At 63.0% G+C, this 11,900-nt stretch carries 9 protein-coding genes and 1 pseudogene; 8 read left to right on the top strand and 2 right to left on the bottom strand.

Annotated features, from left to right (window positions below; genetic code table 11):
* The first annotated feature begins 12 nt into the window (after nucleotides 1-12).
* From BM083_RS18140 to BM083_RS18110, 7 genes are all read left to right on the top strand, one after another.
* Nucleotides 13-1,023, top strand: coding sequence for an NAD-dependent epimerase/dehydratase family protein (locus tag BM083_RS18140; RefSeq protein ID WP_177197691.1), 1,011 nt, complete (start codon nucleotides 13-15; stop codon nucleotides 1,021-1,023).
* A gap of 212 nt (nucleotides 1,024-1,235) precedes the next feature.
* Nucleotides 1,236-2,972: an ABC transporter substrate-binding protein gene (locus BM083_RS18135; RefSeq protein ID WP_089871350.1), complete on the top strand. Its 1,737-nt coding sequence runs from the start codon at nucleotides 1,236-1,238 to the stop codon at nucleotides 2,970-2,972.
* Between the two features lie 380 nt (nucleotides 2,973-3,352).
* The gene (locus tag BM083_RS18130) at nucleotides 3,353-4,402 is read left to right on the top strand and encodes a GDSL-type esterase/lipase family protein (protein WP_089871348.1); all 1,050 of its coding nucleotides are present in this window, start codon (nucleotides 3,353-3,355) and stop codon (nucleotides 4,400-4,402) included.
* Between the two features lie 100 nt (nucleotides 4,403-4,502).
* On the top strand, nucleotides 4,503-5,942 hold the full coding sequence (locus BM083_RS18125; RefSeq protein ID WP_089871346.1) for an MATE family efflux transporter: 1,440 nt from the start codon (nucleotides 4,503-4,505) through the stop codon (nucleotides 5,940-5,942).
* Between the two features lie 123 nt (nucleotides 5,943-6,065).
* Nucleotides 6,066-6,797 (top strand): sugar phosphate isomerase/epimerase family protein, encoded by a 732-nt coding sequence (locus tag BM083_RS18120; RefSeq protein ID WP_089871344.1) that lies wholly within the window; start codon nucleotides 6,066-6,068, stop codon nucleotides 6,795-6,797.
* Between the two features lie 87 nt (nucleotides 6,798-6,884).
* Nucleotides 6,885-7,985, top strand: a complete 1,101-nt coding sequence (locus BM083_RS18115; RefSeq protein ID WP_089871341.1) for a Gfo/Idh/MocA family protein — start codon at nucleotides 6,885-6,887, stop codon at nucleotides 7,983-7,985.
* Between the two features lie 448 nt (nucleotides 7,986-8,433).
* Nucleotides 8,434-9,741 (top strand): tyrosine-type recombinase/integrase, encoded by a 1,308-nt coding sequence (locus BM083_RS18110; protein ID WP_089871633.1) that lies wholly within the window; start codon nucleotides 8,434-8,436, stop codon nucleotides 9,739-9,741.
* A gap of 99 nt (nucleotides 9,742-9,840) precedes the next feature.
* Here the strand turns inward: BM083_RS18110 and BM083_RS18105 are convergent, their stop codons facing one another.
* Both BM083_RS18105 and BM083_RS18100 read right to left on the bottom strand, forming a co-directional pair.
* Nucleotides 9,841-10,278, bottom strand: a complete 438-nt coding sequence (locus BM083_RS18105; RefSeq protein WP_089871339.1) for a DUF7970 domain-containing protein — start codon at nucleotides 10,276-10,278, stop codon at nucleotides 9,841-9,843.
* Nucleotides 10,278-11,135: a ParA family protein gene (locus BM083_RS18100; RefSeq protein ID WP_009377611.1), complete on the bottom strand. Its 858-nt coding sequence runs from the start codon at nucleotides 11,133-11,135 to the stop codon at nucleotides 10,278-10,280. Before BM083_RS18100 ends, BM083_RS18105 begins: the two co-directional genes overlap by 1 nt.
* A 494-nt stretch (nucleotides 11,136-11,629) precedes the next feature.
* On the opposite strand from BM083_RS18100, the pseudogene BM083_RS18095 reads away from it, so the two are divergent.
* Nucleotides 11,630-11,900: pseudogene (locus tag BM083_RS18095) on the top strand (IS6 family transposase); the annotation flags it as partial.

Here is an 11,900-nt window from a genome sequence, read left to right as displayed (position 1 = left end):
GATGTCGTCACAGTGACCGCCGTTCGTCGACGACGACGTGACGCAGTCGCTCGGTTCCGTGGGTTCAAGTGGCTGTTCGCCGTCCGTACAGGTGTGATGTCCGAATGTACGAGTGTCGTCGTCACCGGAGCGCTCGGTGGTGCCGGCCAGTGGACTGTGGACGGACTGCTCGCCGACGGCTACGACGTCGTTGGACTGGACCAGCGACTCCCCGCGGACGGCGGCCCCGACGACGCGGACTTCTTCCAAGTCGACTTGACCGACCGAGGTGAGACGGCAGAGCTCCTCTCCACGTTCGAGCCCGACGCCGTCGTCCATCTCGCGGCGATTCCCGACCCGACGAACCACGCCGGCAGCCGCGTGTTCGCGAACAACGTCCTGAGTACGTACAACGTCCTCGACGCGGCCGGCCGGGCTGGTGCGCGCGTCGTCCAAGCGTCTAGTGAGTCGGCGTACGGCTTCCCGTTCGCACAGAACCTCCTCGTTCCCGACTACCTCCCGATCGACGAGTCCCACCCACTACGGCCCGAGGACCCCTACGGCGTCTCGAAGGTCACCGGCGAGGCGCTCGCGGGCATGACTACCCGACGCTATGGCGTCCCGGTGGCATCGATCCGGCCGTCGTGGGTGCAGTACCCCGGTGCGTACCAAGCGACGACCAACCGTGAGGCGTTCGACCTCGACGAGTTGGCAGCGCTGCCAGCGGGCAGGTCCCCGAGCGGCGGTGCGGGGAACTTCTGGTCGTACATCGACGTTCGGGATTTCGTCTCGATGGTCTCGGCGGCGCTGACCGCGGACGTCTCGGGCCACGAGGCGTATCTCTGTCACGCCGCGGAGAACTACCTCGGCGTCGCGACGAGTGATCTGATCGACGCACTCTACGACGACGCGCCGCCGTGCCCGGTCACGGGTGACGACTCGGCGTTCACGACAGTCAAGGCCGAACGAGAGTTGGGTTGGGCTCCCGAACACACGTGGCGCGAGGCTGCGGACGCCGACGTGGCCGGCCCGAACTTCGGCTGAACGTCGCGACTCTACACCGCGGAGTTCGTCGACAGCGACCGCATCGAAAACGACACTCGCGTCGTGCTGCTGTCGCGTCCGACGGGCACGGAAGGACGTATCTGGGTCTTGTCCGATGCACAAGATTTAATCTATGGCAATTTTTAACACAATACGACATGTCCGAAGACAGCGTCAGAGACAATTTTGCTCAGTCGATCAGCCGTCGCCAGATGTTGGCCGCGGCTGGCTCGTCGGGTGTGGCTGCACTCGCCGGCTGTGCTAGCACAGATAGTGGTGGGACGTCGAGCGGCGACACCGCGAACACCGCGACATCGGGGTCGAGTGGACAAGTGTACGACGCGACGCTTACGAACGCGTACGACGGCAACCCGGTCGACCTGCACTTCAACTCCTCGGCGAGTCAGAACTACAGTTGGCCCGCGGGCCGTGTGGTGTTCGCACCGTTCCTGAAGTACTCCTTCAACAAAGACGAGTTCCTCTACGGTGCGTTGGATAACCTCGAAATCACCGACGAGGAAGTGACACTGACGTTCCGCGACGACCTCATGTGGAGCAACGGCGACGAGTGGACGACCGAGGACCTCGACGTCCAGCTCCAACTCGCCCAAAAGACCGGAAGTTCACTGTTCGGCTACGTCGACGACTTCGAAATCGTCGACGACAAGACGGCGAAACTCCTGCTTTCGGGGCCGACGAACCCGCGCATCATTCGCTTCGAGTTGACGAACTACTTCGTCGACACGAAGGCCGAGACGCACGAACAGTGGCTCGACAAGGGCGAAGCCGAGTTCCTCCAGTGGGCGTGGGAAGACCCCGTCGCGAGCGGGATGTTCCGGTTCGTCAACAAGGACCGCCAGGCCTTCGAGTTCGAGCGCAACCCCGAGTTCTACAAGTCCGACAACGTCAACTTCGAGACCTACCTGCTGGAGAACACCGGTGGCGGGTCCGCCCAACACCAGGCGCTGATGTCGGGGACGGAAGTCGACGCGGCGACGAGTTCCTTCACGCCGCCGGAGATTGCCAAGCAGTTCCCAGACCACGTCGTCGAGGTCAACATTCCGGCGAAGTGGGGCTACGGCATCGTCTTCAACCACAACGACCCCGACTTCGGCAAGCGCGCCGTCCGGCAGGCGATCGCCCACGTCATCAACCGGCAGGATATCGTCGACAACGCCGGCCCCCGAACGAAGTTCACTGCGCCAATCCCCTGTGGCATCGCCCCGCGCGACCAGGAGTACTGGCTCGGTGACTGGTACGACGACTTCGAGACCTACGGCGTCGACGAGAGCCAGACCGACAAGGCGACGCAACTGCTCGAAGAGGCCGGCTACACGAAGCAGAACGGCAAGTGGCAGGACAATAGCGGCGAGACCCTCGGCGGAAGCTACTACTCGCCGGCCGGCTGGAACGACTGGACGACGATGACCCAGACGGTCGTCAGCCAGCTCAACGAGTTCGGCTTCGACTTCACAGTCACTACCAAGCCGACGAACGACTGGTTCAGCCAGTACTCCGGCGGGAACTTCAAGATGGGCTCGTTCTACTGGCTGCCCGGTGGCTCGCGCTCGGCGTTCCCGTACTTCCCACTGTACTACCAGCTGTGGGCCTCGGACATCGGCGGTGGTCACGGCTACCGCGAGAAGGCTGAGTCTGCGCAGACCATCCCCGGTCGCGACGGCGGCGAGATGACGCTCGATACGCCGTTGAGCACCGTCGAGGAGATCGCGAAACAGGCCGACGACGAGGGGGCACGGCCGTTCGTCCAGCAGGCGGCGTGGCACAACCACATCGAACTGCCGTTCCTCGGGCTCGTCTCGAAGTACGAACAGTCGTGGACCACGAACGACGAGTGGACCGAACCCGGCGAGGACGACACGAACCGCCGTGTCAAGTGGCCCCAGTTCTGGTGGGTTCACGAGGGTGACCTGCAGTACGACCCGAACTGACTCGACGACCGAACCGGAGCGAGCCGACGGACCGAACCGACAGACGAGCCAAAGAGACGGCGACAGACAGAGACTACACCGTCGCTCGACCGGCTCGGCTGTTCGTCTTTCGTCTTCAACGAACAGTCGAAGAGATTCTTCGAAACCGACCCATTGCAAATATTCACCAGCTCACCGTCGATTCCTACGACGCCCAGAACTTCGTACCCACCGCCGGACAGCTGCTCTACGGCCGGTACGTGGCTTACTCCTTCGCGACCGACGAGTTCCAGCCGGTCGCTACCGACGTGGGCGATTCACGAGGGAGACCTGACCACGAAACGGTCGTAAGATACGGAAGTTTCCAGTAACGTCATGTGAGCGGGCACGAGTGTGCCGGTATGCACTCCGACAGCTACCCCTCCGTCTCCTTGCACAACGTCGCGGAGACGGTTCCCGCCGAGTGGACCGACGACGGGGACCGGCTGTGTCGCGTCCCCGACACGGTCGGTGCAGGCCTGAACGAGACGGCTCGTGACCGCGTCCGACATCCCACCGGGAGTGAACTGCGGTTCGTCCCGGGAGACGACGACACCACGGTCGAGGTGACGCTCTCTGTCCCCGAAAGAACACGAGTCCGGGTCTTCTGGGGGCCGTTCCAGCCGTGGGAACCGACCGAGTTCGGCCCCGGGTCGGAGACGCTCAGGCTCCGTGTTCCGGAGCGTGTGGCCGACCTCGCCGCCGGGACCGGCCTCGCTTCCGACGCCGACCTCGGCGGGCGGTTCGACTCGCGGGTCTGTCGGCTCCGATTCGAGCGATTCACACCCGTCGCGGTCCACGACGTCGTCGGCGACTGCCGGCCGCCGGCCGACGACGAACGCCCCGAGACGCGATATCTCGCCTACGGCACGTCCATCACCGAGGGGGCAACGTCGTCGGCTCCGCAGACCAACTACGTGACACAGGCCGCTCGCGACTGTGGCTACGACGCACTCAATCTCGGCTGCTCGGGGTCGGCCTACTGCGAGGCCGCCATGGCCGAACATATCGCCGCTCGCGACGACTGGGACGTGGCGACGCTCGCACTCTCGGTCAACATGGCCAACACCGGCGGCTTCTCGGTCGAGGCCTTCGAAGCCCGCGCCGAACCCTTCGTCGACACCGTCGCGGCCGCCCACCCCGACAAGCCGGTCGTCTGTATCACCTTGTTTTCCTACTTCGACGACCTGACCGATGCCGGCGACGCCGACCACGCGGAGGCGTACCGCGAGACGCTCCGTGAGATCGTCGCCGCCTCGCCGCACGACAACCTCTCGCTGGTCGAGGGGCCAGCGCTGTTGCCCGTCTCCGGGCTGGCCGCCGACCTGCTTCATCCGGGCGACGCGGGGATGCGCGCCATCGGCGACGGTCTCGCCCGTCGACTGCAAAGCATCGTCTCCGCGTCGCCGTGACCGCGCGTTCTGCCCGGCGGGAGCGGCAGTTCGTCTCGCGGCCTGCAGTCGTCGCCGTCACACCAACAGTTAACTCCGTGCCGACACCGACACGAGGGTAGTGGTACGGGACAGAAACCCCCTCAGACTGTTTCTCGTCGGTGTCGGCGCGGTGCTCGCCAAACTCGGCCTCGTCACGCCCGAGAAGGCCCGCGAGACGACCGACCTCGCGTGGCCGCGCATCCTGACCGGCCTCGCGCGGATGTCGAATAGCGTCGCCGACGCGGCCATGGTCGGCGTCGCCGTCGGCCCCGTAGCCATCGCCGGGATGGGCTTCGCCGGGCCGTACTGGGGCATGACGTTCGCCGTCGGCGGCGGGATGGCCGCGGGCACCATCGCACTCGTCTCCCAGCGCTACGGCGCGGGCGCACACGACGACCTCGAAGGTGTCGTCCGGTCGAGCGCGCTGCTCGTGACGCTCGTCGCGCTCCCGGTCACGCTGCTCTTTTGGACCGTCCCGACCGAACTCGTCGCGCTCCTGAGCGACGACCCCGCCGCCGTGGGTTACGGGGCCGCCTACCTCCGTATCCTCGCGCTCGCGGTCCCGTTCGCCATCGTCAATCAGATCGGCAGCAGGGTTCTCATCGGCGTCGACGACGCGTGGACACCGATGGTCGTCCGCTCTGCTGGGGCCGCCGCGAACGTCACGCTCAACGCCGTGTTCGTCTTCGGGCTCGACATGGGCGTCGTCGGCGCGGCGACCGGGACCGTCGTCGCGAGCGTCCTCGTCACGGCCGCGTTCGTCGTCGGCCTCGTCGCCGGCCGACTGCCGCTCGTTGGTGACTTCCCCATAACCGTCGACCCGGCCGCGCGGTATCTCGACCGCGAGGTTTTCGCCGACCTGCTCGCCATCGGCCTGCCGGTCGTCGGCCGGAGCTCCGTGTGGACAGTCGCGCGTTTCCCCATCCTCGTCTTCGTCGGCCTGCTCGGCCCGAACGTCGTCGCCGCCTACGTCATCAGCCGTCGCATCTGGGGGTTGATGAACACGCCCGGGTGGGGCTTCGGCCTCGCCGCAAGCAGCCTCGTCGGACAGGCACTCGGCGCGGACGACGAGGCGAACGCCGAGGCCTACGGCCGCGAGATTACCTACTTCACCGTCGCGACGTACCTGCTCGCGGCGGCATTCGTCGCGGCCTTCGCCCGACCGGCCGTTCTGCTGTTCGTCGACGACCCGGTCTCGCCGGCGGTGCCCATCGCCGTCGACTTCGTCTACGCGGCCTGCGTTGCTATCGTCCCCGCGGGTGTGACGAACGGTATCGCCGGCGCGCTCGACGCGACGGGTGACACGCGGTGGCCCTTCTACGGCCGCGCCCTCGGGATGTTCGGCTTCGCCATCCCGCTGACCTATCTCGCCACGACGACCTCACTCGGCCTGTTCGCCGTCTCGCTGTCGTTTCTCGGCGAGAGCCTTCCCTCGATGCTCGTCAACTGGTATCGCTTCCGCTCCGGAAAGTGGAAGGCGATCAGCCGCGCCTACCGGCCGGGCGCGGCCGACGACTGACCGACGGTTCGCTCTCGTCCCCACCCCGCCGTACCCCCGGTCGGCAGTGGGTTCGTGCCAGCACTTCCGGCAACGACTGTTCGCGCACCGATACTTTATGTTGGTGAGCGGTGAACGGCGCGTATGACAGCAATCGGCTTTCAGCTCTACAGTCTGCACGGGGTCGCCGACCCTCTCCCCGCAGTCATCGAACGCGTCGGCGCGGCCGGCTTCGACGGCGTCGAGCTCGCCGGTCTGGACGACCACGACCTGACCGAGATAACCGACGCCCTGACGGCCGCGGACCTCGACGTCGCCGGCGCACACGTCGGCCTCGACGAGATCGAGGAGGACCCCGAACAGGTCGCCGAGACCTACGGAACGCTCGGCTGTGACGACGTCGTCGTCCCGTGGCTCGGCCCAGAGCACTTCGAATCGGTCGCGGCCGTCGAGGCGGTGGCAGAGCGGCTGGACGCTGCCACAGTGTCCCTCGCGGACTACGGCCTCTCGCTCCACTACCACAACCACGACCAGGAGTTCACCACCCTCGATGGCGAGCCCGCGCTGTCGACGCTCGTCGCGGCGACCGAACACGTCGGCTTCGAACTCGACCTCGGCTGGGTCGGCGCGGCCGGCTACGATCCGCTCACCGTCCTCGGCGACTACGCCGACCGCGTGCGCATCGTCCACCTCAAGGACTACAATGCCGAGACAGGCGACGTGGTCGAGGTCGGCGACGGCGACTTGGACGTCGCGGCCGCCATCGCGGCCGTCCGCGAGCACGGCTGTGACTGGCTGGTCTACGAGGCCGAGGAGCGACCGGACTCCTACGACACGCTGGACCACGCCGCCGACGTCGTCGAGACGCACTGGTAGCTCGTCGTTGCCGCATCGGGTTCCCGCTTCGGTCGATCCCCGAGACGAAATCACTATACGACATCCCGACACAGGGATAGCCGACGGATGAGCACTTACACTGTCGCAGTCATCGGTACCGGCCCTGATCCTTCGAACCCTAGCGTTCAGGGGTTCGCGATGGGCTACAGACACGCGGAGGCGTACGCGGTCGACGACCGGTCGGAACTTGTCGGCGCGGCCGACATCGTCCCGGAGAACGTGGCGGCCTTCGCCGAGGAGTTCGACCTCCCGGACGAGGCCGCCTTCACCGACTACGAAGAACTGCTCGCGTCGCTCAACCCAGACGTGGTGAGCGTCTGTGTCCCGCCGGCCATTCACCGCCGTGTCGTCGTTGACTGCGCTCGGAGCGGCGCCGTGGATGCGATCCACTGCGAGAAGCCGATGGCAGACACGTTCGCCGACGCCCGGACGATGGTCCAAGAGTGTTGGCGACAGGACGTCCAACTGACGTTCAACCGCCAGCGTCGGTTCGGCAAGCCCTTCACCGAGGCGAAGAGGCTACTCGACGAAGGCGAGATCGGCAGCCTCCAGCGCGTTGAGATCGCGTGGGGCGACTTCTACGACACTGGCGCCCACACCGTCGACCTCGCAGGGATGTTCAACGACGAGCGCCCCGCCGAGTGGGTGCTCGCGGGACTCGACTACCGCGAGGAAGACATCCGGTTCGGTAGCCACCAAGAGAACCAGATGTGGGCACAATGGCGCTACGACAACGGCGTCTACGGCGTCTGTTCGACCGGCGCGGGCTCGGACATCCACGACGCCGCATTCCTGCTGCGCGGTACCGAAGGCGCCATCCGCATCGACGTCGACGACGGGCCGATGCTCGAACTGGAGCGTGCCGGCGAGCGTGAGGCGGTCGACGTCGGCAGCGAGACGATGCACCACACCGGCGAGGAGGAGGGGCGGTTCGGGTCGCACTTCCAAGACCGTGCCGTCGCGGAGATTCTCGACGCGCTCGACGAGAGACGCGAACCGGTGTTGAGCGGGAAGCGTGGGCTCAACACGGCCGAGATTCTGTTCGCAGGGTTCGAGTCGGTCCGCTCGCGCGGCCGCGTCGACCTCCCACTGGACCTCGACGACAACCCGCTCGAAGCGATGGTCGAGGATGGCGACCTCACCCCGGCGGTTGTGGACGACGAGTGACCGGTCGGACGTTCTCGATCCGACCGGGTCGAGACAGTATCGTTTAGAGACACCGATGTGGACGGTGCGTCGACGCCAAGCAGTCGATTCTGTCCATGCTCCAATCGTAACTGGGTCAAAGACCGAATCGAAGAGTTACATCGACAACATACGACTTCGATGACCGACGATTCGGCCCAAAACTTGGCCAATCCTCTGAACCTCTGGGGACGAAGAGGACCAGAGTTTGATGTAGCACAATGCAGTTTATGAAGTACGATACGTCGCGAGTCGTTATTTTTGGTGTTCACACAGACCCCAGCGGTCAGTTTGTTCCCAAAATATATAATCTATCCAAGTAGTAGTCTCTTTCACCAGCTAATGACGCGCTTAGAATCAGGAACTCACTCACTGAGGCGGCTACCGACGATTCAGGGCCGGATTTACCAGAACCGATGGTGTGCCGACCGTGAGTGAGCCAGCACACTCGTCTCAAAACCGAGACTGGAACGATGCCGACGACGTCTCTTGGACGCTCCTCGACCGCGAGGAACTCGTCGACGCGTATTGGGAGGTCGTCGCACCGGCGTTGGAGGCTGACGGCCTCGATTCGACACGAGAGAAGCCAACGCACAACTGGTTGCGTAAACACGACTTCAGACCGCTGCTCTACGCGCTTCGGGCGTACCACGACACCACGTTCGGAGACTTCTGGTCCGAAGACCTGGGGCTCGAACCTGCAGAGACCGGCTACGACTGGGCAACTGAGCACGAACGGACCATCGAGGCACTCGAATCTTTCCTGATGTCACGCCGCGAGCGGAAAGGACTCGCCAAATCGTCGATCGAGACGCTCCGTTATCGGTTGAATCGGTACGTGAGTGCCTACCGAGACGAGAACGAGACAGACGATCTCGTGACACCCATCGGTCGCGAGAGCGACGTGCCGGCATACAAGGCAGTCGATGGCTGCTGGGCGGCTTTCGACCGCCTTCACGACGAACTTGACGGCGGTCAGACGAAACGTCGCATCCATCTGGCGGTCTCGAACTGGTATGCGCATCTGGTTCGACGGAAATGGGCTGCGATAAATCCGGCTGACGGACTCGACGACGAGTTCGACTGGTCGAACGGGAGCGGTGGCAGCGACGCCGATACACCCTGTCTCGACGCAGCGCACGTTCGGGCGCTCTACACTGTGGCAGTCGACGACGAAGAGCGACTGCTCGTGCTTGCGCTCTGCGCGTGGGGGCTTCGACCAGGTGAGGTCGCTCGACTCCACACCCACCAGTTCGTTCTCGACCCGGACGACGGCGACGTTCCGGTCATCGCCTTCGAAGAGCGGAAGAACGGACCCGGTGAGGTGTCACTTCTCTACGGGCGGGATGTTCTCGCAGACTGTCTCGCTGCGATTGCCGACGGCGACGAGTGGGACGGCTATCTGTTTCCGTCGCCACACGCTTCTGGCGGACACATTTCTCGTTGGACGGTCTGGAACCGATTTAAGCAACTCGCCGATCGTGCCGGGCTACCCGACACAATCGGTGGGGAATCTCCGTCGCCAAAGATGGGACGGCGGTTCTGGTACGACGCATATTCGTCGTCGCTCGACGTCGTTCTCGGGAGTCTCGACGAAATCGCGGCTGAACAAGGAAGTGCAAGCGCCGACGTAGTCCTACAGAACTATCTCTCGGACGCACGTGCGCGGAAGTTACGGCGAGAGTACATGCGAGAACAACTCGCTGCTGCGTTCGAGAGAGGGACCTCTCAGGAGTAGATGGAACTCCCTATTGTCTAATCGATTCCGCATCTCTTTCGGCTCTCTAACGGAATATTTCACGCGACACCGAACCCGATAGCTCGAACAGTTCACGAACTACGTCGCGTCAAGGTCGTAACCCCACTCGCGCAGTACTTCTGCGATGAGTTCCGGGTTTCGCTGTGCAACAACCATGGCAGCCTCTCGATAATCGGATTTGTAGACACTCTCGCCCAGTAGCGTTTCGAGTGTGTCTTGCAGTTCGCCCTCGGCTTCGATAATCTCCTCTCGAAGGAAATACGGAACTTGCTCTCGCCCTTCGTTCACCTTGTCTCGCCGGAGTTTGTACGGAATCGACTCCATCGTCGGACGCTGTGAGACCGATTTGGAGCGTGGCTCCGTCTCGGTCTGTTCGTCTGTCGTTTCGGATGGAGAGGTGGTCGGAGACGCGTCGTCTTCAGTTCGAGGCTCCTCCTGTATCTGCTCGTCAGACGGTTCGACGTCGTCTTCGGAGTCGTCGAGACCAGCGTCCCGCGACCCTGATTTGAGTCCCATTATGCAGTCACCTCGGGAGTTTCGAGTCCGGCTTCTTTCTCGAGATAGCGAGCGAGTTCGTCGAACTGGTCGAGCGTTTCGAGTTCGTATTCACGCTTCCTATCGCGGTGTTTCTCGACGTACGTGTACGGGCTACACTGCTGCATCCAACTCCCCTCCATCAGCGAGCCACGTTCGCCGATGACGACGGGGACTGGGAAGCCGCTTTCGCGGAGTTCCCGGAGGATCTCTCGCTGGTCTCGTGTATCCTTGTAGCCAATCGGGAGGACGGCGAGCACGCCGACGTCGACGTCGATACTCTGCTCTAACCCGTCGACGAGATCGTCGAGACCTTCGATCGATTCCTGCCCTTTCGCAGTCGCCTCGAACGGGATAACGACGTTTCTGACGGCGACCAGTGCGTTGTAGAGGATCGGTCCCGCTTTCCCGGCGGAGTCGACGATGATAACGTCGTACTCGTCTCGAACGTTTGCATCACGCAACACGCGGTGGAGTTGATGATACATGCTGTATGACTCGCCGAAGTTCTCGGCTTGCTGCTTCTCGTTCAGCAGAAACTCGTGTAGGTCTTCGAGCATGTTGTGTGAGGGGACGAGGTCGATTCCACCCTCGACTTCGATGGTGAGGTCACGAAAGTCACCCTTCGGGCGGCCGACGAGATGCCGAACGAGGTTGTCGACCTTTGGATCACCACGGTCGTAGTCTGGACCGAAGAAGTACGTGAGACTCCCGTTCTGCGTATCCATATCGATGGCAAGGACATCGTGTCCAGCACGCGCGTGGCTCGCTGCGAGCGTCGCCGCCGTGGTCGTCTTTCCGACGCCTCCAGCCTCCGAAACTGGAGCATACGTGAGCATTATAGGCGATAGTCGAACGCAATGAATATAAAGGTAAGTCAGACAGTACAGCCATAAAAGATAGCTATAGTTGCCAGCTATAATGTCGAGCTATACTTTATAGCTATAACATACACCGGACTTATTCCACTATCGTGTCTAAATATAGTATATCTCGGTCGTACTCGTGGGACTCGTGATCAGACTACGACTATGACACCGAGATACGGTCACTATCTATAGCATCTAACTATATGTTGTAGCTATAGTTCACAGCTATAACGGCCAATCAGAGAACCGTTTCCTTCGGAGAGTGAGAAAGTTCGTCACCAACCCAAACCACGACACGACGAATCGACTGTGAGAGGTTGCGTGTCTGGTGTCGTCCCCACCAGTCTGCTCCGAAGCAATTTCGAACCGAATCTTCTGGGAGAAGGTCATGTTCTGGTTGGAGGGCGCTGGTCCAGCCGGCACTGTCTAGATAAGGAACGAGCAGGTCGAAAAGTTAGTGATCTATGCTACTCTCAAACCTGCTCAAGCAGAGTTTAGACACCGCTACGCTTGAATGTTGGCAGCGGGAGTGGACGGCGACGCCCGTCAGGGCGTTCGCCGTCCGACTCCATGCTGCCGGTTTGTCGCTTAGAGAGACAGAAGCGATTCTTCGGCTGCTCGGCGTAGAACGCTCGTTTCAGGCAATCTTTCAGTGGGTACATCGGCTGGCTGACAGCGTCTCAGACCCGCCGAAGGCGACGCCGAGGCGGGTCGCGGTCGACGAGACCGCTGTCA

This window comes from Halogranum rubrum, assembly GCF_900114455.1.
Taxonomy (GTDB): Archaea; Halobacteriota; Halobacteria; order Halobacteriales; family Haloferacaceae; genus Halogranum; species Halogranum rubrum.
Note: the sequence above shows the minus strand (reverse complement) of the source record. Positions and strands in the feature narration are given on the sequence as shown.